Origin of the sequence: Rhizobium sp. RU35A (assembly GCF_900156005.1) — a bacterium.
Taxonomy (GTDB): domain Bacteria; phylum Pseudomonadota; class Alphaproteobacteria; order Rhizobiales; family Rhizobiaceae; genus Neorhizobium; species Neorhizobium straminoryzae.
Window position 1 is genome coordinate 148488 of sequence record NZ_FTMR01000008.1, and the last position, 24040, is coordinate 172527.

At 63.0% G+C, this 24040-nt stretch carries 19 protein-coding genes; 10 read left to right on the forward strand and 9 right to left on the reverse strand.

The genetic code is table 11. The features are described from left to right. Positions 1 to 1227: a mannonate dehydratase gene (gene uxuA / locus F3H95_RS18355; RefSeq protein WP_149747053.1), complete on the forward strand. Its 1227-nt coding sequence runs from the start codon at positions 1 to 3 to the stop codon at positions 1225 to 1227. Continuing rightward, a complete protein-coding gene (locus tag F3H95_RS18360; RefSeq protein ID WP_149747054.1) occupies positions 1224 to 2630 on the forward strand; it encodes a mannitol dehydrogenase family protein in 1407 nt (468 codons plus the stop codon). The genes uxuA and F3H95_RS18360 overlap by 4 nt, the downstream gene beginning before the upstream one ends. A 27-nt stretch (positions 2631 to 2657) precedes the next feature. On the opposite strand, the gene recQ is transcribed toward F3H95_RS18360, so the two are convergent. Continuing rightward, the gene (gene recQ / locus F3H95_RS18365) at positions 2658 to 4520 is read right to left on the reverse strand and encodes a DNA helicase RecQ (RefSeq protein WP_149747055.1); all 1863 of its coding nucleotides are present in this window, start codon (positions 4518 to 4520) and stop codon (positions 2658 to 2660) included. 61 nt (positions 4521 to 4581) lie between these two features. Between recQ and F3H95_RS18370 the strand changes: the two genes are divergently transcribed. After that, a complete protein-coding gene (locus F3H95_RS18370) occupies positions 4582 to 5157 on the forward strand; it encodes a DUF1349 domain-containing protein (RefSeq protein ID WP_149747056.1) in 576 nt (191 codons plus the stop codon). A 49-nt stretch (positions 5158 to 5206) separates the two neighbouring features. Here the strand turns inward: F3H95_RS18370 and F3H95_RS18375 are convergent, their stop codons facing one another. From F3H95_RS18375 to F3H95_RS18395, 5 genes are all read right to left on the reverse strand, one after another. Beyond that, positions 5207 to 6058 carry a dipeptide ABC transporter ATP-binding protein gene (locus tag F3H95_RS18375; RefSeq protein WP_149747057.1) on the reverse strand — a complete coding sequence of 284 codons (852 nt, stop codon included), beginning with the start codon at positions 6056 to 6058 and terminating at the stop codon, positions 5207 to 5209. Further along, positions 6055 to 6906, reverse strand: coding sequence for an ABC transporter ATP-binding protein (locus tag F3H95_RS18380; RefSeq protein WP_142880600.1), 852 nt, complete (start codon positions 6904 to 6906; stop codon positions 6055 to 6057). The genes F3H95_RS18375 and F3H95_RS18380 overlap by 4 nt, the downstream gene beginning before the upstream one ends. A gap of 2 nt (positions 6907 to 6908) precedes the next feature. After that, the gene (locus tag F3H95_RS18385) at positions 6909 to 7817 is read right to left on the reverse strand and encodes an ABC transporter permease subunit (protein ID WP_142880599.1); all 909 of its coding nucleotides are present in this window, start codon (positions 7815 to 7817) and stop codon (positions 6909 to 6911) included. Between the two features lie 15 nt (positions 7818 to 7832). Next, positions 7833 to 8837, reverse strand: coding sequence for an ABC transporter permease subunit (locus F3H95_RS18390; protein ID WP_142880598.1), 1005 nt, complete (start codon positions 8835 to 8837; stop codon positions 7833 to 7835). 162 nt (positions 8838 to 8999) lie between these two features. Continuing rightward, a complete protein-coding gene (locus F3H95_RS18395) occupies positions 9000 to 10595 on the reverse strand; it encodes an ABC transporter substrate-binding protein (RefSeq protein WP_142880597.1) in 1596 nt (531 codons plus the stop codon). Positions 10596 to 11181: 586 nt separating this feature from the next. Between F3H95_RS18395 and F3H95_RS18400 the strand changes: the two genes are divergently transcribed. The 7 genes from F3H95_RS18400 to F3H95_RS18430 all read left to right on the forward strand — a co-directional run bounded on the left by F3H95_RS18400 (position 11182) and on the right by F3H95_RS18430 (position 21147). Continuing rightward, positions 11182 to 12249, forward strand: coding sequence for a LacI family DNA-binding transcriptional regulator (locus tag F3H95_RS18400; RefSeq protein ID WP_149747058.1), 1068 nt, complete (start codon positions 11182 to 11184; stop codon positions 12247 to 12249). Between the two features lie 259 nt (positions 12250 to 12508). Next, positions 12509 to 13717: a sugar ABC transporter substrate-binding protein gene (locus F3H95_RS18405; protein ID WP_244618072.1), complete on the forward strand. Its 1209-nt coding sequence runs from the start codon at positions 12509 to 12511 to the stop codon at positions 13715 to 13717. A 112-nt stretch (positions 13718 to 13829) separates the two neighbouring features. After that, complete coding sequence (locus F3H95_RS18410) at positions 13830 to 14738, forward strand: sugar ABC transporter permease (RefSeq protein WP_149747060.1); 909 nt, start codon at positions 13830 to 13832, stop codon at positions 14736 to 14738. Further along, positions 14735 to 15556, forward strand: a complete 822-nt coding sequence (locus F3H95_RS18415) for a carbohydrate ABC transporter permease (RefSeq protein ID WP_149747061.1) — start codon at positions 14735 to 14737, stop codon at positions 15554 to 15556. Before F3H95_RS18410 ends, F3H95_RS18415 begins: the two co-directional genes overlap by 4 nt. A gap of 10 nt (positions 15557 to 15566) precedes the next feature. Beyond that, complete coding sequence (locus tag F3H95_RS18420) at positions 15567 to 17810, forward strand: glycoside hydrolase family 2 TIM barrel-domain containing protein (RefSeq protein WP_149747062.1); 2244 nt, start codon at positions 15567 to 15569, stop codon at positions 17808 to 17810. A gap of 14 nt (positions 17811 to 17824) precedes the next feature. After that, a complete protein-coding gene (ugpC, locus tag F3H95_RS18425) occupies positions 17825 to 18904 on the forward strand; it encodes a sn-glycerol-3-phosphate ABC transporter ATP-binding protein UgpC (RefSeq protein ID WP_149747063.1) in 1080 nt (359 codons plus the stop codon). Between the two features lie 224 nt (positions 18905 to 19128). After that, positions 19129 to 21147, forward strand: a complete 2019-nt coding sequence (locus F3H95_RS18430) for a bifunctional diguanylate cyclase/phosphodiesterase (RefSeq protein ID WP_244618073.1) — start codon at positions 19129 to 19131, stop codon at positions 21145 to 21147. 389 nt (positions 21148 to 21536) lie between these two features. On the opposite strand, the gene F3H95_RS18435 is transcribed toward F3H95_RS18430, so the two are convergent. The 3 genes from F3H95_RS18435 to glnT all read right to left on the reverse strand — a co-directional run bounded on the left by F3H95_RS18435 (position 21537) and on the right by glnT (position 24018). After that, positions 21537 to 21683, reverse strand: a complete 147-nt coding sequence (locus F3H95_RS18435; protein ID WP_149747065.1) for a DUF1127 domain-containing protein — start codon at positions 21681 to 21683, stop codon at positions 21537 to 21539. 208 nt (positions 21684 to 21891) lie between these two features. Beyond that, positions 21892 to 22551, reverse strand: a complete 660-nt coding sequence (locus F3H95_RS18440; RefSeq protein WP_142880588.1) for an XRE family transcriptional regulator — start codon at positions 22549 to 22551, stop codon at positions 21892 to 21894. Positions 22552 to 22710: 159 nt separating this feature from the next. Next, complete coding sequence (gene glnT, locus F3H95_RS18445; protein WP_149747066.1) at positions 22711 to 24018, reverse strand: type III glutamate--ammonia ligase; 1308 nt, start codon at positions 24016 to 24018, stop codon at positions 22711 to 22713. Positions 24019 to 24040: the final 22 nt, after the last annotated feature.

Consider the following 24040-nt stretch of genomic DNA (forward strand, 5'->3'; position numbering starts at 1 on the left):
ATGAGACATACCTGGCGCTGGTTTGGCCCGATCGATCGGGTGAGCGTGACGGATGCCGCCCAGGCGGGGGCGGTCGGCATCGTCAGCGCCCTGCACCACATTCCGACCGGCGCGGTCTGGCCGGTCGAGGAGATCGCCCGCCGGCAGGCGGAGATCGCCGCCGCCGGCCTCGTCTGGGACGTGGTGGAAAGCGTGCCGGTGTCTGAAAGCATCAAGACGCAGACCGGCGACTGGAAGACCCATATCGCCAACTGGCAGGAAACCCTGCGCCGGCTGGGCGAGGCCGGCATCCGTACGGTTTGCTACAATTTCATGCCGATCCTCGACTGGACGCGGACGGAACTGCGCTGGAGCGCCCGGCATGGCGCCAAGGCAATGCGCTTCGACCGCATCGACTTCGCCGCCTTCGACCTGCACCTGTTACAGCGCCCCGGCGCCGAAGGCGATTACGATTCGCAGACGCGGGCGGCGGCGGCGGATCGTTTCCGCGCCATGGACGATGACCGTCGGGCCGCCCTGTCGCGCAATATCGGCGCCGGCCTGCCGGGTTCTGCCGATGGCTACAGCCTGCCGCAACTGCTCGGCCTGCTCGAAACCTATGCCGGCATCGATCGGCAGCGCCTGAAGCAGAATCTCTTTGATTTCCTGGCCGAGGTCGTGCCCGTCGCCGAACAGGCCGGCATCAACATCTGCGCGCATCCGGACGATCCGCCATGGGCGCTGCTTGGCCTGCCGCGCATTCTCTCCACCGCCGAGGATTATGCCGACATGCTGGCGGCGGTGGATCACCCGGCCAATGGCATGACCTTCTGCACCGGCTCGCTCGGTGCGCGCGCCAACAACGATCTGCCGGCCATGGCGCGCCGGTTCGCATCGCGCATCCACTTCGTGCATCTGCGCAATGTGCGCCGCGAGGAAGAGCGTACCCCCTGCTCCTTCTTCGAGGACGAGCACCTGGAAGGCGATACGGACATGGTGGCGGTGATTGCCGAGTTGCTGGCCGAGGAGGCCCGGCGCAGGGCGGAAGGCCGCGCCGATCACCAGATTCCCATGCGCCCCGACCATGGTCAGGAAATTCTCGACGATCTCACGCGCGGCGCGCAGCCCGGCTACCCCGCCATCGGCCGCCTCAAGGGGCTTGCCGAACTGCGCGGCATCGAACGCGCCCTCTCCCACCAGACCTTCGGCCTCGCCGCCACCGGCCAAACCGCATCAGGATTGTCATGAGCATGCAGCCCCTCACCTCCGCCACGCCCCTGCCCGCCGGCGTCCTTTCCCCCGGCTTCGACCGGCAGCGCTTGAAGCCGGGCATCGTGCATCTCGGCTTCGGTGCCTTTCACCGCGCCCATCAGGCCGTCTACACCGATCTCGCGCTTGCCGAGGAATTTGGTGACTGGGGCATCATCGGGGTCAGCCTGCGCTCGCGGCAGGCGGTGGAGGATCTGCGCCGGCAGGACCATCTGTTCACCGTGACGGCGCGCGATGCGAGCGGCCCGCAGATGCGCCTCGTCGGCTGCGTCATCGGCGGCATCTCCGCAGCCGATGAGCGTGACGCGCTGCTTGCCCGCCTCGAAAGCCCCGACATCCGGATCGTGACGCTGACGGTGACGGAAAAGGCCTATGGCCTCGATCCCGTGACCGGCGGCCTTGACCTCACCCATCCTGCCATCGCCGCCGATCTTGCCCATCCGCAGGCACCGATCGGCGCGATCGGCTTTCTGGTCGAGGGATTGGCGCGGCGCCGGGCGGCGGGGCTTGCCCCCTATACCGTTCTCTGCTGCGACAACCTGCCGACCAATGGTCGTGTCGTACGGCGGCTCGTGCTGGAGATGGCGACCCGGCGCGACCCTGCTCTGGCCGACTGGATTGCCGCCGAGGGCGCCTTCCCCAGCACCATGATCGACCGCATCGTGCCGGCCGCCACCGCGGAGACGCTGTCGCGGGCGGCCGAACTGCTGGGCGCCGAGGACCGGCTGGCGCTCGATACCGAACCCTTCCTGCAATGGGTGATCGAGGACCGCTTCGCCTGCGGCCGGCCCGCCTGGGAAAAGGCCGGTGCGCTGTTCGTGGAGACGGTCGAGCCCTATGAGAAGATGAAGCTCCGGCTTCTGAATGGCGCCCATTCGATGCTTGCCTATCTCGGCCAGGTGAAGGGGCTGCCCTTTGTGCGCGACGTGATGGCGGTGCCGGAATATGCCGCGCGGGTCCGTCGCCACATGGCGGCTGCCGCCCGCACGCTCGATCCGGTGCCGGGCATCGATCTCGAGGCCTATCAGGCGGAACTGATCGCCCGCTTCAGCAACCCGACAATCGCCCACAAGACCAAGCAGATCGCCATGGATGGCAGCCAGAAGATGCCGCAGCGGATCTTTGCCGCCACCGTCGATGCGCTTGCGCAGGGGGATCACGCGCTGGAGTTCGCCGAGGCAACGGCCTTCTGGATCGCCTATATCCGCACCACCGACCTCCTGGAGGATCCGCGGGCGGACGAGCTTCGCGCCGCCGCTCGCCTGTCAGCCGAGACCGGATCCCCGGATGCCTTCTTTGCCTTGCCGGGCCTGTTTCCGGAGGCGCTGGTGCAGAACGCCGCCTGGCGCGCGCGCGTGGCAGAGGCGCTGAAGGCCATCTGACCACCGATCACCGACGGCGCGCAGAGATCACGCGCCGTCATGCTCCCGGATCAGGTCGAGAAACGTCTCGCCATAGCGTTCCAGCTTGGAGGGGCCGACCCCGGAAATGCCGAGCATCGCCTCCGGCGTCATCGGCCGTTCCCGGGCAAACGCGACGAGGGTGGTATCCGGAAAGATCAGATAGGGCGGCACGGCAAGTTCGCGCGCCAGTTCCATGCGGGCGCTGCGCAGCGTCTCGAACAGCGCCATGTCGTCGCCCTCGAGCGCCGAGCGGGCATGGGCGGAACTGGCAGATGCAGTGCGGGCAGCCTTGCCCTTGGTCGGGCGGTCGACGCGGAAGCGCACCTCCCGTTCCCGCTTGAAGACGGCGCGGGCGGTTTCCTCAAGCTTCAATGCGCCGAAGGCCGCGTGGTCGACGCTGATCAACCCGGCTGCCAGCAATTGTCGGAACACCGATTGCCAGGTCTTCGACGCCAGATCCTTGCCGGCGCCGAACACCGGCATGTCCACATGGCCGAAGCGGGTGGTCTTGTCGTTGACGGTGCCGAGCAGCACGTCGATCAGGTGGCCGGTTCCGAAGCGTTCGCCGGTGCGATAGATGGCGGCGAGCGCCTTGATCGCGGCCTCCGTGCCGTCCCAGGTCTCGACCGGTTTCAGGCAGGTATCGCAATTCCCGCAGCGGCCGGCATGCGCTTCGCCGAAATGCGCGAGGATCGCCTGTCGCCGGCAGCCGGGTGTCTCGCAGATGGCAAGCAGCGCATTCAGCTTGGCGCGCTCCACCCGCTTGATGTCGTCGCTCGATCCGCCTTCGTCGATCATCCGTCCGCGCTGGATGACATCGGCCATGCCATAGGCCATCCAGACTTCCGAGGGCAGTCCGTCACGGCCGGCGCGGCCGGTTTCCTGGTAATAGGCCTCCACCGAGCCTGGCAGGTCGAGATGGGCGACATAGCGTACGTTGGGCTTGTCGATGCCCATGCCGAAGGCGACGGTTGCCACGAGGCAGAGATCTTCTTCCTTCAGGAAGGCATCCTGATGCGCGTCGCGCTTCTCACGCTCCATGCCGGCATGATAGGGCAGCGCCCGGATGCCCTGCTCGTTTAGCCAGTCGGCGGTGTCTTCCACCTTGGCGCGCGACAGGCAGTAGACGATGCCGCTCGATCCCTTGTGGCGCGACAGGAAGCGCAGCAATTGCTGGCGCGGCTGGTCGCGCTCGACGATCTCATAGGTGATGTTCGGCCGGTCGAAGGAGGTGGTGAACACCTCCGCGCCCTGCAGCCCCAGACGCTCGATGATATCCTCGCGGGTGTGCGGATCGGCGGTGGCCGTCAGCGCCACGCGCGGCACGCCGGGATAAAGCGTCGCCAGCTGGCCGAGTTCGCGATATTCCGGCCGGAAATCATGGCCCCATTGCGAAACGCAATGCGCCTCGTCGATGGCAAACAGGGCAATCTTCGTCTGGTCGAGCATCTCTCGGAAGCCCGGCGTCACCGTGCGCTCGGGCGTCACGTAGAGCAGGTCGAGTTCCCGGCGATCGAGCGCGCGCCGCACCGCGACGTAATCCTCGCGGGTCAGCGAGGAGTTCAGCGCTGCCGCCCGAACCCCGAGCTGTTTCAGCGCCTCCACCTGATCGCGCATCAGCGCAATCAGCGGCGAGACGACGATGCCGACGCCCTCCCGGCAGAGCGCCGGGATCTGGAAGCAGAGCGATTTGCCGGCTCCCGTCGGAAACAGCACCACGGCATCGCGACCGGCCGTCACTGTGGCCACCACCTCCGCCTGCCGCCCGCGAAAGGCCGTATAGCCATAGACCTCGCGCAGCACTGCGAGCGGATGCCGGCCGCCTTCGGTCTCGAAAAGACGGTCGGTATGGGGCATGGATCGAGGCATGGCTTCGCTTTCGTGACGAGTCAGTGTTTATCTACAGGGCAAACAGCAAGGGAGGAAAGAGATGTTTGATGCCTGCGAATGGCTGAACGCACCACAACGGTGGTCGCTGACGGAAAAGGGCCTGCAGGTCACGACCGATGCGAAGAGCGATTTCTGGCAGAAGACCTATTACGGTTTTGCGCGCGACAGCGGGCATTTCTTCGGTCTCGCCCGCACCGGCGGCTTCACGGCCCAGATGCGGATCCGGGCGCGTTATGACCAGCTCTACGATCAGGCCGGCCTGATGGTGCGCATTGACGAGAACCACTGGCTGAAGGCGGGCATCGAGTTTTCCGATGGCGTGGCCTGCCTCGGCAGCGTCCTGACGCGAGGCCAGTCCGACTGGGCGACAGGCCCCTATGCCGGCGATCCGTCCGACCTTTATCTGCGGGTGACGGTCGATGCGGGCTGGCTGCGGCTGCAATATTCCGCCGATGGACACCACTGGCCGCTGATGCGGCTCTCGCCTTTTCCGGTGGCCGAAACCTATCGGGTCGGTCCGATGTGCTGCACGCCGGAGCGAGAGGGTCTCGAGGTTCTGTTTTCCGATTTCACGGTCACCGCACCGTCCGGCAAGGACCTGCACGATCTCACCTGAGTGAGGGAGAAGCCGGCGGCAAAGGCCGCCGGCTTGCGAAAGGCATCGATCAGGCAATGGCCTTCTTGCGCGCGATGCGGGCGCGGATCGACTCCACGTCCGCCCTCGGCGTTGCGGCAAACAGGGTGCGCGTATAGGCGTGGCTGGGTGCCTCGAACACCGCGTCGCGGGTGCCATATTCCACCGCCTCGCCATAATACATCACCATCACCTCGTCGGCGATGTATTTGACCACCGAGAGGTCGTGACTGATGAAGACATAGGTCAGGCCGAATTCTTCCTGCAGGTCGGCGAGCAGGTTCAGCACCTGCGCCTGCACCGAAAGGTCCAGCGCCGACACCGGCTCGTCCAGCACGAGAAGTTTCGGGTTCAGCATCAGCGCGCGGGCAATCGCGATGCGCTGGCGCTGGCCGCCGGAGAACATGTGCGGATAGCGGTTGTAATGCTCTGGACCAAGGCCGACCTTGACCAGCATGTCGGTCGCCCGCTCGCGCCGTTCGGCCGCCGACATCGTCGTGTTGATCGCCAGCGGTTCCCCCAGTACGTCGCCGATCTTCTGGCGCGGATTGAGCGAGCCATAGGGGTTCTGGAAGACGATCTGCACCTTGCGGCGCATCTCGGCCGAGAGATGCCCGGGGCGGGTATCGACCGGCTTGCCCTCGATCAGCAGTTCGCCGGCCGTCGGCTGGTCGATGAAGGTAAGGATGCGCGCCAGCGTCGACTTGCCACAACCGCTTTCGCCGACGATGGCGAGCGTCTTGCCGGCGTCGAGCTTGAAGGAAACGCCCTTCACCGCATGCACGACCTTCTCCGGTTTGAAGAGGCCCTGCGGCACGTGGTAGTCCTGCTTGATGTTGCGGATTTCCAGCATGGGAACCGCGTTGTTTTCCGTCGCCGTCATCGTGCGCCTCCGGCCAGTTCGTCTGCCGTCATGAAATCCGAGACCGTGCTCAGCCGCTTGCCGGTGGCATTTTCCGGCAGGGCGGAGAGCAGCGCGCGGGTATAGGCGTTTTTCGGCGCCTCGAAGAGCGAGAGCACATCGGCCTCCTCCATCTTGCGGCCCTTGTACTGCACGATCACGCGGTCGGCGGTTTCGGCCACCACGCCCATGTCGTGGGTGATCATGATCAGACCCATGCCGTGCTCGGCCTGCAGCGACATCAGAAGGTCGAGGATCTGCTTCTGGATCGTCACGTCGAGCGCGGTGGTCGGCTCGTCGGCGATCAGCAGTTTCGGATTGCAGGCAATCGCGATTGCGATCATCACGCGCTGGCACTGGCCGCCCGACATCTGGTGCGGGAAGTGGTTGAGCCGCTCTGCCGGGTTCGGCAGGCCGACCTGGGTGAAGAGTTCGATGGCGCGCGCGCGGCGTTCTTGTCTCCCCATCCCCATGTGGATGCGCAGCACTTCCTCGATCTGGAAGCCGACGGTGAAGCAGGGATTGAGGCTGGCGATCGGCTCCTGGAAGATCATCGCCATGTCCTTGCCGATCAGCTTGCGCCGTTCGCCATCGGAGAGCGCCCGGATGTCGCGCCCCTGGAAGAGCATGCGGTCCGCGGTGATCTTCGCGGTCCAGGGCAGAAGACCCATGACGGCGAGCATGGAGACCGATTTGCCGGAGCCGCTTTCGCCGACGATGGCCAGCACTTCGCCCTCGTCGACCGAGAGCGACACGCCGTCCACGGCCTTGAACCAGCCGGTCGCGGTTTCGAATTCGACGGTGAGGTTTTGAATGTCGAGAAGCGCCATGATCAGGACCTCTTCATTTTCGGATCGAGCGCATCGCGCAGGCCGTCGCCCATCAGGTTGATGGCGAGAACGGTGATCAGGATGGCAAGGCCGGGGAAGGTGACGACCCACCAGGCCCGCAGGATGAATTCGCGCGCTTCGGCGAGCATCGTGCCCCATTCCGGCGCCGGCGGTTGCGCGCCCATGCCGAGGAAGCCGAGCGCTGCCGCGTCGAGGATGGCGTTCGAGAAGGAAAGCGTGGCCTGCACGATCAGCGGTGCCGTGCAGTTCGGCAGGATGGTGCGGAACATCAGGCGGAACGGACCCGCGCCGGAAATGCGGGCGGCAGTCACGTAGTCGCGGGTCTTCTCGGCCATCACGGCGGCGCGCGTCAGACGCACGAAATGCGGCTGCAGCGTCAGCGCGATGGCGATCATGCCGTTCGTCAGGCTGGGGCCGAGGATGGCGACCAGAACGAGGGCAAGCAGCAGCGAGGGAAAGGCGAGGATGATATCCATCAGGCGCATGATGACGGTATCGACCCAGCCGCGATAATAGCCGGCGATCAGGCCGACCAGGATGCCGCCGGTCAGCGACAGCGTTGTCACGAAAAGACCGATGAACAGCGAATACTGCGCGCCGTAGATGAGGCGCGAGAGGATGTCGCGGCCCACCGCATCGGTGCCGAGCAGATAGCTGGCATTGCCCTTCTCCACCCAGACCGGCGGCACGAGGACCGCGTCGCGATATTGCTCGAACGGCGAATGCGGGGCGATGAAGGGCGCGAAGACCGCGACGATCACCAGCGCGATGAAGACGAAGAGACCGATCACCGCGCCGCGGTTTTCGGAGAAATAGAACCAGAATTCCGCGAGCATCTGGCGGCGAAGGGCCGCGCTGCTCACGGGCTGGGCCTTGGTCGTGTCTGCCATGGGATTTCTTCCTTCTTAGTGGCGGATGCGCGGGTTGATGAGGCCGTAGAGCACGTCCACGATCAGGTTCACCACCATGATGATGCCGGCGATCAGAAGCAGGCCGCCCTGGATGACGGGATAATCGCGGCGGAACACGCTATCCACCATCCACTTGCCGATGCCCGGCCAGGAGAAGATGGTTTCGGTCAGGATGGCGCCGGCGAGCATCACGCCGATCTGCAGGCCGATCGTGGTGATGACCGGGATCATGGCGTTGCGCAGCGCATGCAGGCTGACGACGCGAAACGGCGAAAGGCCCTTGGCGCGCGCCGTGCGGATATAATCCTCCGACAGCACTTCCAGCATGGCCGAACGCGTCTGGCGGGCGATCACCGCAAGGGGAATGGTGGCCAGCACGATCGAGGGGAGGATCAGGTGGCTGACGGCAGAGGCGAAGGCCCCCTTCTGGCCGGACAGCAGCGAATCGATCAGCATGAAGCCGGTGACCGGCTTGAAGAAATACATCAGCGAAATGCGGCCGGAGACCGGGGTCCATTGCAGGATGCCGGAAAACAGAATGATCAGCAGCAGGCCCCACCAGAAGATCGGCATGGAATAGCCGACAAGCGCAATGCCCATCATCGACTGGTCGATGGCCGAGCCGCGCTTGATGGCGGCAATCACGCCGGCGGGAATGCCGATCGCGATAGCGATCAGAATGGCGCAGAATGAAAGTTCAACGGTCGCGGGAAACAGCGCCATGAACTGCTTGAGGATCGGCGTCTTGGAGACGATGGACGAGCCGAAATTCCCCTGCAGCACGCCGCCGAGATAATCGAGATACTGGATGACCATCGGCCGGTCGAGGCCGAGCTGGGCGCTGATCTGCGCGTGGCGCTCCGGCGACATGACGCGTTCGCCGGACAACAGCGCGACCGGATCGCCCGGCAGCAGCCGGATGAAGGCGAAGGCGATGATCGACACCCCGATGAAGGTCGGGATCAGCACGGCGAGGCGCCGCAAAAGGAAGCCAAACATGGATGGACCTGTTCTTTTTTCTGAGAGCTGGGTCTGGTCGGCCGGCATATCGCCAGCCTTTGTCCAGCCCCGGACCGCACGCCTTTCCCTGAGCGCCGGCCCTTGCGGAAAAGCCGCGGAATGTCGCCATTCCGCGGCCCGTCTTTGTCCGGTAAAACCGGATTACTCGGTGATGTCGACGTTTTCGAAGGTGAAGTCGCCGAGCGGGCTCTGGGTGAAGCCGGTCACGCCCTTGCGCATCGGAACGACCGAGAGCGAGTGATCGAGCGTGGCCCAGGGGGCTTCGCGCTTGAAGACGACCTGTGCTTCTTCGTAGAGCTTGGTGCGTTCGGCCTGGTCGGAGGTGACCTTGGCCTTCTTCACGAGCGCGTCGAACTCCTTGTTGCACCACTGCGCGCGGTTGTTGCCGCCGACGGCATCGCAGCCGAGCAGGGTGTCGAGGAAGTTGTCCGGGTCGCCGTTGTCGCCGGTCCAGCCGAGCATGGCGGCACCGTCACGGTCCTTGGCCTTCGAACGCTGCAGGTATTCCGCCCATTCGTAGGAGACGATCTCGACCTTCACGCCGATCTTGGCGAAATCATCCTGGATGATTTCAGCGGCGCGGCGCGCGTTCAGCATGTAGGGACGCGACACCGGCATCGCCCAGACCTTCATCGACAGGTCCTTCACGCCGGCATCCGCCAGCATCTTCTTGGCCGCGTCGAGGTCGTAGCTGTCGTCCTGGACCTTGTCGTTATAGGACCACATGGTCGGCGGGATCGGGTTCTTGGCGGGCTTCGCCATGCCCTGGAACACGGCGTCGACGATGGCCTTCTTGTTGATGGCCTTGTTCAGCGCCTTGCGCACTTCCGGCTTGTCGAACGGAGCCTGGGTCGTGTTGTAGGCGAGGTAGGCGATGTTGAGGCCTTCCTGCTCCATGACCTTCAGGTTCGGATCGGCCTTCATCGACTGGACGTCGGCAGCGTTCGGATACGGCATCAGGTGGCATTCGCCGGCCTTCAGCTTCTGGTAGCGAACGGCGGCATCCGTGGTGATGGCGAAGACGAGATCGTCGATCTTCGGTGCCTTGCCCCAGTAGTCGGCATTCTTCTGGTAGCGGATCACCGCGTCCTGCTGGTAGCCGACAAAGGTGAACGGACCGGTGCCGACCGGCATCTGGTTCAGCTGTTCCTTCTTGCCGGCCTTGTCCAGGCTGTCGGCATATTCCTTCGACATGATCGAGGCGAACGGCATCGCGATGTTGGCGAGGAAGGGAGCTTCCGGACGGTTCAGCACGAACTTCACCGTCAGGTCATCGACCTTTTCCACCGACTTGATCAGCTCCGGGAAGCCCATGCCGGCGGCATATTCCCAGGACGTGCCGGGCACGTACTGGTTCCACGGGTTGTTCTTGTTGATCTGGCGGTCGATCGAGAAGACGACGTCATCGGCGGTCAGCGTGCGGGTCGGCTTGAAGAAGTCGGTCGTCTGGAACTTCACGCCCTTGCGCAGCTTGAAGACATATTCCTTGCCGTCCGGCGACACGGTCCAGCTTTCGGCGAGCGCCGCAACCGGCTTCGTCGTGCCCGGTTCGAATTCGAGCAGGCGGTTATAGACCGGGTGCGCCGAGGCGTCGAAGGTCGTGCCGGCGGTGTAGAGGCCGGGATCGAAGCCTTCCGGAGAGCCTTCGGAGCAGAAGACGAAGGTCTTGGCGCTCGCGGCGGTGGACAGGAAGGATGCTGCCAGCAGGGCGGCAGCGAAACCGAGTTTGTATTTCATGAAGTTGTCTCCCATCGGCCGTGGGGTACAACCCGCCCGGACCGTTTATGTGGATATTGATAGCGCGCAGCGTTCGGTGTTCTTGTTGTTTCCCTGGGTGCTGGCTCACCAAATGACTTCTTTTCAGCCATGTCTGCGTTCGAAAACCGCTCCAGGCGGACCTCCCGTTCGCTGACAGGCTTTTCTCATACGATTAGACGAGCCTTGTAAAGACGGCATGGCAGGTTCCCGCCAGCGAATAGTATTATTTTTTTGGGTACTTTCCAGATCGGAAAAAATTTGACGCTTCGAGGAAATAAAATTTCGTACTTTTCCGCGCTGCAGCAAAAACATCCTGTCCTTGATCTGCAATTGGAAATGGAAGCATGATCTGGATGCTGCTGCCAGAGGCAGGTTTTCGGCAGCGCTTCGCGTCAACCGCCTTGCGCGACGCCGGGTCCGCGGCTCTTTCCGTCCGAGATCGAAATCTCCCCCCTTCTTTCAAAGCCCTCTTCCGTGGTGCCATCCTCATGCGCTATGGGAACAGCTTGGGAAAAATTTACTAAACGCGCTGCTGCCTGCCGCGTGTAGCCTGCCGGACAAGATCATGGTGACGATCAAGGAGATTGCGAAGGCTGCGGGCGTCTCGCCCGCCACGGTATCGCGCGTGTTGAACTACGATCCCTCGCTCTCCATCTCCGCAGCCAAGCGCCAGGCGGTGATCGAGACCGCGGAAGCGCTGAACTACGATACGCCGCGCAACCGCAATCGCACGCAGGCCGGGCCGCTGCAGCTGCCGAACCGCGTTCTTGCGATTCCCCGCGTGGCGATCGTCCATTTTCTCGAACCGGCCGAGGAACTGGCCGATCCCTATTACATCGGCGTGCGCCTTGGCATCGAGAACCGTTGCCGCGAGCTGCGCATCGAGCCCGTGAAGGTCTTCCACTCGCAGACGCTGGCCGCCGATGCGCTGCTGCAGAGCGTGTCGGGAGTGATTGCCGTCGGACGTCATTCGAGCTCGGAGATCGACTGGCTGACCCAGCATTGCGGGCATCTGGTATTTGCCGATTTCGTGCCGCGCCGCGCCGAGATCGACCATGTCTGCTGCGACCTCGGCCTTGCCACCCGCAAGATCCTCGACGGACTGCTTGCCGCCGGCTATCGGCGCATCGCCTTCATCGGCGCGCATGATCCGGTCAGTGCCGACGGGCGGCGCTTCGGCGAGCGGCGATGCAGCGCCTATATTGCCTGGCAGCGTGAGCATGGCCTGTTCGACGCCCGCCTGATGGCGCTTGCCGATCATGGCGACCACGGCCAGAACCTGAAACTGGAAGCGGGCTACGAACAGGCGAAAGTGGTGCTTGCCCAGCCGGAGCGGCCGGATGCGCTGATCACCGCCAACGATAACATGGCAATTGGCGCCTATCGCGCCATCCAGGAGGCGGGGCTTTCGATCCCCGGCGATATTGCCGTTGCGTCCTACAACGATATTCCGGTGGCTCAGTTTCTGAGCCCGCCGCTGTCGACCATGCGCATCCTCAGCGAAGCCATCGGCGAGACGGCGGTCGATCTGTTGATCGAGCGCATCCAGGGGCGCAGCTATCCCAAGCATGTTGTCATCCCTGCCGAAATGATCTGGCGCGACAGTTCTCGCGCGCCCTCGCAGCCGGTCTGACCGGCGCTTTCTGTTGCCTTGGTTCCTGCCTTTGGCAGCCTCTGATGCGGTGCTTCACAGGCGCCGCCGGCATCGCCGTATGCCTTCGCATCTGCAAAAAATATTTAGTAAAAGTTTTCTTGCGTCTGCTCACCTTTTGCGATTAGGTCTCGTGTGACGGGCGAAAATTCCGTCGCTGGGAGTTTTCTGGGAGGGAAACATGGACAATCTGACTTGGCGCGGCCTTGGCCTGCGCGCGGCGCTGGCATGCGCCGGCCTGATGGCGGCGGCACCGGCCTTTGCCGCGGAAATCACCATCTGGTGCTGGGATCCGAACTTCAACGTCGCCATCATGCGCGAGGCCGGCCAGCGCTATACGAAGACGCATCCGGATGTCACCTTCAACGTGGTGGATTTCGCCAAGGCGGATGTGGAGCAGAAGCTGCAGACGGCGCTGGCCTCCGGCACCACGAGCGCACTGCCGGATATCGTGCTGATCGAGGATTACGGCGCACAGAAATATCTGCAATCCTTCCCCGGCGCCTTCGCGCCGATGAGCGGCAAGGTCGATTACAAGGGCTTTGCGCCCTACAAGGTCGAGCTGATGACCGTGGACGGCAAGGTCTACGGCATGCCCTTCGATTCCGGCGTGACCGGCCTTTTCTACCGCCGCGACTATCTGGAACAGGCCGGCTTCAAGCCGCAGGACCTGCAGGACATCACCTGGGATCGCTACATCGAGATCGGCAAGGCCGTCGAGGCCAAGACCGGCAAGAAGATGACGACGCAGGAACTGAACAATGGCGGCATGACGCGCATCATCATGCAGTCGGGCAATGCCTGGTACTTCGACAAGAAGGGCAAGCTCGCGGTCAACGACAATGCCGCGCTGAAGGGTGCGCTCGAAACGCAGGCCAAGATGATCAAGGCCGGCCTCATCAAGCCGGCGACCGGCTGGAACGATTATGTGAAGGCCTTCACCTCCGGTGACGTTGCCTCCGTGGTCACCGGCGTCTGGATTACCGGCACCATCAAGGCGCAGGCCGATCAGGCCGGCAAGTGGGGCATCGCGCCGATCCCGAAACTCGACATCCCGGGCGCCGTCCATGCCTCCAACCTCGGCGGCTCCAGCTGGTATGTGCTGGCAAGCTCCAAGCAGAAGGACAAGGCGATCGACTTCCTCAACGAGGTCTATGCCAAGGATCTCGATTTCTACCAGAAGATCCTGACCGAGCGCGGCGCCGTTGGCTCGCTGATGGCGGCCCGCACCGGTGCGGCCTATCAGCAGGCGGATGCCTTCTTCGGCGGCGACAAGGTCTGGCAGAACTTCTCCGACTGGCTCGGCAAGGTGCCGGCCGTCAACTACGGCATCTTCACCAACGAACTGGACACCGCCGTGACCGCCAACCTCCCCGCGCTGGTCGACGGCAAGCCGGTGGATGCCGTGCTGAAGGCGATCAACGACCAGGCAGAACTGCAGATCCAGTAAGCAAGATCCGGCGGCCTCCGTGCCGCCGGCTCCTCCCGGGACATGCGGCGCGCGTGCTGCCTGTCCCGGCCGAAGGGCAAAGATCCGGCAGGGGCGGTGACAGGACGTTTCGATGGCAATGACAGGATCCGGGACACGAACCGGCGGCTTGAGGCGGTATTATGACGTGAACGGGTGGCTGTTCGTGGCCCCCGCCCTCCTCCTCATCGGCACGCTGATGCTCTATCCGATCGTCAGTTCGCTGATGCTCTCGGTCTATTCCGGCCGTGGCATGATGATGCGCTTCGTCGGTGCCGGCAATCTGGTGCGGCTCTACAGCGATCCCGTCTTCTGGACGGCGCTGTCGAACACCATCGTCTTCTTCGTCATCCAGGTGCCGATCATGATCGTGCTGGCGCTCGTCATGGCCAATGCGCTGAATGATCCGCGCCTCAGGTTTTCCGGCCTGTTCCGCACGGCGATCTTCCTGCCCTGCATCACCTCGCTGGTGGCCTATTCCATCCTGTTCAAGAGCATGTTTTCCGTCGATGGCATCGTCAACCGCACCATGATGGCGATCGGCGTGATGGACCAGCCGATCAGCTGGCTGACCGACCCCTTCTGGGCCAAGGTTCTGGTGATCATCGCGATCACCTGGCGCTGGACCGGCTACAACATGATCTTCTATCTGGCGGCGTTGCAGAACCTGGACCGTTCCGTGGACGAGGCGGCCCGGATTGATGGCGTGCCCGCCTGGGGGCGTTTCTTCTTCCTCACGGTGCCGATGCTGAAGCCGGTGATCCTGTTCACCACCATCACCTCCACCATCGGCACGCTGCAGCTGTTCGACGAGGTCTACAGCCTGACCGAAGGGACCGGCGGACCCTCGAATGCAACGCTGACGCTGTCGCTCTACATCTACAATCTCACCTTCCGCTTCATGCCGAATTTCGGCTACGCGGCCACCCTGTCCTATGTGATCGTGGTGCTGGTGGCGCTTCTCTCCTTCCTGCAGTTCTATGCCGTGAGGGAGCGTCGATGAGCCCGCGTCTTCTCCGCCGCGCCGGCAGTGCCCTGCGCTATCTGCTGCTTTCGCTGGCGGCCTTCCTGTCGGTCTTTCCGTTCTTATGGATGGCGATCGGCGCGACCAACACCACGGCCGACATCAACAAGGGCAAGGTGAGCCTCGGCTCCGCGCTGTCTGCCAATATCGCCTCCTTCGTCGCGGCCGTCGACGTGCCGCTGATTCTCTGGAACTCGGTGAAGATTGCCGTATTCGGCACGGCGCTGACGCTGCTGGTCTCGTCGCTGGCCGGCTACGGCTTCGAGATGTTCCGCTCGAAGCTGCGCGAGCGCATCTATGCGGTTGTGCTTCTGACGCTGATGGTGCCGTTTGCCGCGCTGATGATCCCGCTGTTCATGATGATGGCGTCAAGCGGCCTGATCGATACCCATATCGCGATCATCCTGCCATCGATCGCTTCCGCCTTCATCATCTTCTATTTCCGTCAGGCGTCGAAGGCTTTCCCACGCGAACTGCGGGACGCCGCCAAGATCGATGGCCTCAGGGAATGGCAGATTTTTCTGTTCATCTACGTGCCGGTGATGCGCTCCACCTATGCGGCAGCCTTCGTCATCGTCTTCATGATGAACTGGAACAACTATCTGTGGCCGCTGATCGTGCTGCAGTCGAACGAAACCAAGACGATCACGCTGGTCGTCGCCTCGCTCGCCTCCGCCTATTATCCCGATTACGGCACGGTGATGATCGGCACCATTCTCGCCACCCTTCCCACCCTTTTTGTGTTCTTCGCCATGCAGCGCCAGTTCGTTCAGGGCATGCTTGGCTCGGTGAAATAGGAATATCCTCATGCGCATGACCACGCTTTTCAACGACAACTGGATTTTCAGCCACGGTTTCGAGCCGGCCGCCCGCACTGCCCTTCTGGCGGGCGAGGCGATCCGCCTGCCGCACAATGCGGTCGATTTGCCCTTCAACTATTTCGACGAAACCATCTACCAGCGGCCCTTCACCTATCAGAAGATCCTTGCCTGGCAGCCGGAGTTCGAGGGCCGCGAGGTTTCCGTGGTCTTCGATGGCGCAATGGCCAATGCCGAAGTGTTCGTCAACGGCGAGTCCGTCGTGGCGCACAAGGATGGCTACACACCTTTCGAGGCGCGCCTGACCGGCCGGCTGCAACCGGGCGACAACCTGATTACCGTGAAGATCGACGGCAGTGAAAACCCGGAAATCCCGCCCTTCGGCGGGCGGATCGATTACCTCACCTATGCCGGCATCTATCGCGATGCCTGGCTGAAGGTCACGACGCCGGTGTCGATCGGCGCCATCAAGGTCGAGACGCAGGAGGTGCTGAGCGAGAAAAAGGGCGTGACCGTCCGCGTCGATCTCGCTCATTCGGCCGGCACGGCGCTCTCCGGCACGCTGCATGTCGCACTGAAGGATGGTGCGCGCCTCATCGCCGAGGCCTCGGCTCCGGTCGAGGGCGCGCGCCAGACCGTCGCCTTCGCCGGGCTGGAAGGGCTTTCGCTGTGGGAGCCTGAAAACCCGCAGCTCTACACGGCCGAGGTCCGGCTGGAAACGGAGCAGGGCATCGACACCCTGACCGCCACCTTCGGTTTCCGCACGGCGGAATTTACCGTCGATGGCTTCAAGCTGAACGGCAAGCCGCTGAAGATCCGCGGCCTCAACCGCCATCAGGCCTGGCCCTATTCCGGTTATGCCATGGGCCGCCGCGCGCAGGAGCGCGATGCGGAGATCCTGAAGAACGACCTGAAGTGCAATCTGGTGCGCACCTCGCATTATCCGCAGTCGCCGTGGTTCCTCGATCATTGCGACCGCATCGGTCTCCTGGTGTTCGAGGAAATTCCGGGCTGGCAGCATATCGGCGGCGAGGCCTGGAAGGCCGAAGCCGTGCGCAATGTCGAGCGAATGATCACCCGCGACTGGAACCACCCCTCGATCATTCTCTGGGGTGTGCGCATCAATGAATCGCAGGACAGCCACGATTTTTACGTGGAGACCAACCGCGTGGCGCGCGAGACGGATCCGACGCGCCAGACCGGCGGCGTGCGCTTCATCACCGAAAGCGAATTCCTCGAAGACGTCTACACGATGAACGACTTCTATCTCGGCAGCGAGGAGATGCCGGGCGCCAATCATTCCCGCACGCCGCTGCGCGACCAGCAGGTCTGCACCGGACTGCCGACCAAGGTTCCCTACATCGTGACCGAGTTCAACGGCCACATGTATCCCACCAAGCGGCATGACCAGGAACAGCGCCAGGCCGAGCATGTGACGCGCCATCTGCAGGTGCTGAACGCCATGTATGGCGATCGCTCGATTTCGGGTGCCATCGGCTGGTGCGCCTTCGACTACAACACCCACAAGGATTTCGGCTCCGGCGACCGCATCTGCCATCACGGCGTGATGGACATGTTCCGCGAGCCGAAATTCGCCGCCTTCGCCTACGCCAGCCAGTGCGAACCGGAAGACGGTGTGATCCTGAAGCCGGTAACCTTCTGGGCACGCGGCGAGCGCAACATCGGCGGCATCATGCCTCTGATTGTGCTGACCAATTGCGATGAGGTGGAATTCGTCTATGGCCCGAACATCCGCAAGCGGGTCGGTCCGGATCGCGAGACCTATCCGCATCTGCCGCATCCACCCGTCATCATCGACCGCCGCCATTTCTCCGCGCAGGAGCTGGGCAGCTGGGGCATGGCGTGGGAAGGCGGCGAGATCACCGGCTACCTGAACGGCGAACCCGTCGCTTCGGTGAAATTCGCCGGCGGCGCGGTTCCCGCCACCCTTGACGTGAAGGCGGACGAGCATAGCCTTCCCGCCGCCACCAAGGATCAGGTGCGCGTCCTCGTTCGGGCGCTCGACCAGATGGGCAATCTCCTGCCCTTCCTGGATGAGCCCGTGACGGTGAGCGTGACGGGGCCCGCAAAGATCCTCGGGCCCGCCACGCTGGTTCTGACCGGCGGGGCTTCCGGCTTCTGGCTGGAATCGACCGGCGGCGCGGGCGAGATTGTGGTGACGGTAACCTCGCCGCGCTTTGCCTCCCAGGTTCTTCACCTGACGGCCGCGTGAGGGAGAGACGCACCATGGCCGAGCTGTCGCTGAAGGGCATTCGCAAGACCTACGGCTCGCTCGAGGTGATCAAGGGGATCGACCTCGAGATCGAGCCGGGGGAATTCACCGTCTTCGTCGGCCCCTCCGGCTGCGGAAAGTCGACGCTGCTGCGGATGATTGCCGGTCTGGAGGATATCTCTGCCGGCGATCTGACCATCGGCGGCGCGCGGATGAACGAGGTCGATCCCTCCCGGCGCGGCATTGCCATGGTCTTCCAGTCCTATGCGCTCTATCCCCACCTGACGGTGCGGCAGAACATGGGCTTTGCCCTGCGCTTCGCGGGCGTTCCAAGGTCCGAAATCGACCGGCAGGTGATGGAGGCGGCGCGCATTCTGGAACTGGAACCGCTTCTGGAGCGCAAGCCCGGCCAGCTCTCCGGCGGCCAGCGGCAGCGCGTCGCGATCGGCCGCGCCATCGTGCGCCATCCGAAGGTCTTCCTGTTCGACGAGCCGCTTTCCAACCTCGACGCCGAACTGCGCGTCCATATGCGCTTCGAGATCGCCAAGCTGCACAAGAAGCTCGGCACCACGATGATCTATGTGACGCATGACCAGGTGGAGGCGATGACGCTGGCCGACAAGATCGTCGTGTTGCGTGCCGGCGTGATCGAGCAGGCCGGCACGCCGCGCGATCTCTATGCCGATCCGGACAACCAGTTCGTCGCAGGTTTTATCGGTTCGCCCCGGATGAATTTCCTGCCGGCGGAAATCGTTACGCAGGGCGCTCAGTTTGCATTGCGGCTGCAGGGAATGGAGGCATTGTTTCCTCTGCCGGCGCTGAGCGCCTCTCTTTCTGCTGGTCAGCGCGTCACCGCCGGACTGCGTCCCGAGGCCTTCCACCGCGACGGCGACACGACGGTGTCGCTTGCGGTCGAGATGCTGGAATATCTGGGGGGCGAGACGCTGGTGCATGGGCGTATCGCCCCGACGGGCGACATCATCACGGCCAAGGCAGATGCGAAAGACATGCTGGCCGGGCAGGAACGGGTTCGCGTCGCCTTCAACGCGGCAGATATCCTGCTGTTTGACGCAGACGGCGCCCGTATCCGCTGACAGGCGTCAGCGAACCTTTACCCGCCTGCATCCACATAAAATTTAGAATGTTATGGAATAGCGGCCGATGCCACCTCTGGCCTATTGCGGGCTACGTTCTTATTGGTCACAAAATGCGTCATCGGGCTTGCTGGCTGTAAACGTGGATGCGTGCCTGTGGTATAAGTTGAAACCCTGCTTCGCGCAGGACGGGAGACACGGCCGGAAGGATTGCGCAGGGCTTGGTGACACGGGGGAACCAGACGAACGGCTTTACCGCCACGTCCATTGATGAATGGGTGGACGCGCATCTTCTTCGGCTGGCATTCCGCAACAATCTGGCCAACATCAGCGTCAATCTGGCTGCAGCCATCGGTCTCTTCCTGATTGTCATGCCGTCTGCAGACAAGGGTTTCAGTGCCAGCTGGCTTTCCGCGATCCTTGTCCTGTCCGCCTTGCGCTATGTCCATTCTCTCTGGGTCATGCGGCGTCTGCGTGAGGAGCCGCTTCTTTTCGGCGACCCGCAGCAGTTCTATCTGGCCGGCTATGCCGCGGGCCTTTTGACGGCGGTTGCCCTGTGGGGCGCGATGACCGGCGTTGCGATCAGCAGCAATGTCGACGAGATCCGCTATGCCGTGCTGGTTATCATTTCAGCGCTGGCTGCGGGTGCGACGGGCATTCTGGCGCCGCAACTGGTCATCGGTCGCATCTATATCGCGGCCATGCTGCTTCAGGGGTCGGCCGCACTCACGTTCAGCACCGCCCCGAATTACCTGCTGGCCATCCTGGGCGCGATCTTTGCAGTGGTGATGCTGATTGCCCACCGCAACAACCATCAGGTTCTGCGCCAGAGTTTCGAGCTGCAGTATCGCAACAACGAACTGGTGGCGCGGCTGGAAACCGAGCGCAATCTTCTGGAGGATCTCAACGCCACGCTGGAGACGCGCGTGCGCGAACGCACGGTCGAGCTGAAACAGCTTGCCGAGCAGGATCCACTGACCGGCGTGCTGAACCGCAATGGCCTGATGCGCTGGTGCGATGATGCCGAGACGATGGCGACCAGCGATGTCGACCCGGATCTGGTGGCGATCTTCATCGATCTGGACCGCTTCAAGCAGATCAATGACGGTTTGGGCCATACCATCGGCGATAAGGTGCTGGTCGAGATTGCCAGACGGCTGCAGGTGTCGCTGGGGGATAACGGGGCGCTCGGGCGCTGGGGCGGCGACGAGTTCGTGGCGATTGCCACCGCACCGCCCGGCCATCCGCTCGACTGGGCAAGCGAGCTTGCAAGCCGCATGCGTTATGCCGTGGAAGAGCCCATTCATGTGGCGGGCCGCCAGTTGCAGATCGGCTTCAGTGCAGGTGTGGCTGTCACGGCCAAGGGACGCACCAGCATCAGCGACGCCATCCACTATGCCGATCTTGCCGCCGGCGACGCCAAACGCAAGGGGCGCGGCCTGACGCAGGTCTACAAGGAAAAGTTGCTGGCCGAGCAGGAGCGGAACTTCGCGATCTGCCAGGCGCTGAAGACGGCCATTGCGCAGAATGAACTCTCCGTGCTGTTCCAGCCTGTGGTGGCGGCTGAGTCGCATGCGGTCGTCTCCTACGAGGCGTTGCTGCGCTGGAACAGCCGTGACTATGGCCCGATCAGCCCCGACGAGTTCATTCCGATTGCCGAGGATACCGGGGAGATCGTGCCACTTGGCAATTTTGTGCTCGACGCAGCCCTCGGGCAGTTGGTCCGCAGCGGCTATCACGACAATCCACTCAAAATGGCCGTCAATGTCTCGCTGCGGCAGCTGATTGCGCCGGGCTTTCTCGAAGCCGTACGCAGCAGCCTCGCTCGACACGATGTCCGACCCGGCGATCTCGTTCTGGAAGTCACCGAGTCGATCTTCGACACGCGCCAGCAGCCGATCATCAGCTTCGTGCTGCATCAACTGGATTCCTACGGCGTCGAAATCCATATCGACGACTTCGGTACGGGTTATTCGTCGCTCTCGCGTCTGCACGAATTGCCTATCCATGCCCTCAAGATCGATCGCTCCTTTGTCCATGCGCTTGATACGCATGGCAAGGCGATCATCGAGGGAACAGCACTGATTGCCCGAAAGCTCGGTATACACATCATCGCTGAAGGGGTGGAAACGCCACTTCAGGCGCGGCAGCTGGAAGAGCTGGGGATCGAATACCTGCAGGGCTACCTGTTCGGCCGGCCAAGTCCGAAGCTCATGGAAAGCCATCGCATCCAGAGCGCCTGAACGGCTCTTTTCTTCCCATTGAAAGATCTCAAAACGAAAAAGCCTGCCGCGGGAGGAGGTGCGGCAGGCTTTCCGAAAAGAACCGAACAGCGACTGGGAGGAGGAGTGTCGCTGTTCCCCGGGCGTCCCATGGGAGGAGGAGGAGTGGGTTGCCCGGACCCGAAGCGCTTCGGGAGGAGGAGTGTCGCGCTTCGTTGAAAGGAGTAATATCCCCGATCCCGCTGCTTTCCTAGGCGTAATGCTGCAGTGCAGCTATGCGCCAGGCGCAAGCCTGCTTCACTGTGTCCCGAAGCGGTACAGTGCGAGCGCCGGATGGCCCTTGGGAAACGCAAAACGCCCGCACGGGATGTGCGGGCGTCGGGCGAAAATGCGAAATGAGATGGCGCAGATCAGAAGGCGACCGAAGCGCGGGCGACACGGTGGATATCGCTGCGGGCGATGCCGAGATCGTTGAGTTCGCGGTTCGACATGCGGCCAAGTTCGGTTACGGTCTGGCGATACTTGCGCCAATTGTTCAGGGTGCGTGCTACGTTCATGATGATCCCCTTTCCTGAGGTTCGATTGACGTCAGCAACTCGTTTGGTTCCGGCGTCGTTTGATGTCCCTGATATAAACCTTTCCTGTGCCCAAAACAGACACGATCCCTCATGACACCCATGCGCAAGCTGCAACCCTTGAGACATTCCTGTCTCAATCTGCATCGCGATGCAGCAGATGCTGCCCTGTATGGGTGAGTGGAGAGGATCAGCCCTGCTGGGGATAGGAGATGATCGAGAGGTAGCGCGCGGGAAGCTTCACCAGCACTTCCGGTCCATGCGGGGCATCGGCATCGAAGAACAGGCTGTCGCCGGGCTCCATGCGGTAGAGGCTCTCGCCGTGTCGGTACACGACTTCCCCCTCCAGCATGTAGAGGAATTCCATCCCGGCGTGCTGGAAGGTGGGGAAGATGTCGGATTCGGCATTCAGCGTGATGAGATAGGGTTCCACCGTGACCCCGGCCGTGTTGTTCTCCACATAGCCCAGCAGACTGTAGTGATGGCCGGCGCGGGTGCCGCGTCGCTCCAGGTGAACCCCCTCGCCCGCCTTGACGAAACTTGCGCTCTTCGGCTCCTCGAAGCCGCGGAAAAAGGCTGTGATCGGCACGCCGAGAGAGCGGGAAAGCGCCTGCAGGGTGGTGAGCGACGGTGAGATATTGCCGTTCTCGATCTTGGACAGCATGCCGGCCGACATGCCGGTGGCTGCCGCAAGATCCGACACCGTGATGCCCAGCGTCTTGCGATAGCTGCGGACCTCGTGACCGATGGCCATCTCCAGCGTATTGGCACGCGGCTCGCGCACGGCGTGCGGATCCTGCGCCAATGCGGCTGTCGCGGCAAGACCGCCGCCCTTCATGCGCTTGGCCATGCGTTTCCTTCCCCCCGAGTGTACGCCTCACGAACCTGCCCTTCTGGCACGAGCATCTTCCGAAGGCACATTCTTAAGCATGGTGCACATGCAAAGTGCAAGTCACGGTCCGATCAGACGTGATTGGCAGTGTGCGCGACCTGTGTTGGTGAGGGCTGTCTACACATCCAGCGTGTTCTCATGCTCCCAGCGGCTGAAATGGGCGCAATAGCGGCTCCATTCCTCGTGCTTGAGCCTGAGATAGGCCGCACACAGATCCCGTCCGAGAGCTGCCTGCAAAGCGGTATCCGCCTCGAGCGCCCGCAGCGCATCGAGAAGGTTGAGTGGCAGGCGCGGTGCATCCGTGACCAGATGTCCGTCGCGATACATGTCGATGTCGTGGTGCGGGCCGGGATCGGCCGCAATCTCGAGGCCGCCGAGACCGGCCGCGATGATCACCGCCTGCAGGAGATACGGATTGACCGCGCCATCCGGCAGCCGCAACTCGAAGCGACCCGGGCCCGGCACGCGCACCATATGGGTGCGGTTGTTGCCAGTCCACGTCACGGTGTTGGGAGACCAGGTGGCGCCCGAAAGCGTGCGCGGCGCATTGATGCGCTTGTAGGAGTTGACGGTGGGATTGGTGATGGCGGCCATGGCGGTGGCATGGCGCATGATGCCGCCAAGGAAGGTCTTGCCCTTGGCCGACAGGCCGAACGGCATGGCGGGGTCGGCAAAGGCATTGTCCCGGCCCTGGGCATCCCAGACCGATACATGGCAATGGCAGCCATTGCCCGTCAGTCCCTGAAAGGGCTTGGGCATGAAGGTGGCGCGCAGGCCATGCTTTTCCGCGACCGATTTCACCATGAATTTGAAGAAGGAATGCCTGTCGGCCGTCTTCAGCGCATCGTCGAATTCCCAGTTCATTTCGAACTGGCCGTTGGCGTCCTCGTGGTCGTTCTGGTACGGCTTCCAGCCGAGTTCGAGCATGTAGTCGCAGATCTCGGCGATCACGTCATAGCGGCGCATCAGCGCCTGCTGGTCGTAGCAGGGTTTTTCCGCCCGGTCGAAGCCATCGGAGATCCGGTCGCCGTCTGCAGCAATCAGGAAGAACTCGGCCTCCACGCCGGTCTTGACGCTGAGGCCCAGCGCGGCCGCCTTCTTGACCTGGTTCTTCAGTGCCACGCGCGGTGCCTGTTCCACAGATCTTTCGTCCATCACGCAATCGGCGGCAACCCAGGCAACGTCACGCTTCCATGGCAGCTGGATGACGGAGGCAGGATCGGGCAGTGCAAAGAGATCCGGGTGGGCCGGCGTCATGTCGAGCCAGGTGGCGAAGCCCGCAAAGCCTGCACCGTCCCGTTGCATGTCGGCGATGGCCGCGCGCGGCACCAGCTTGGCGCGCTGGGCGCCGAACAGGTCCGTATAGCTGATCATGAAATAGCGAATGCCGCGCTCGGCGGCGAAATCTGCAAGATGCTGTGTCACGTCGTTCCCCTGTTTTTATGGA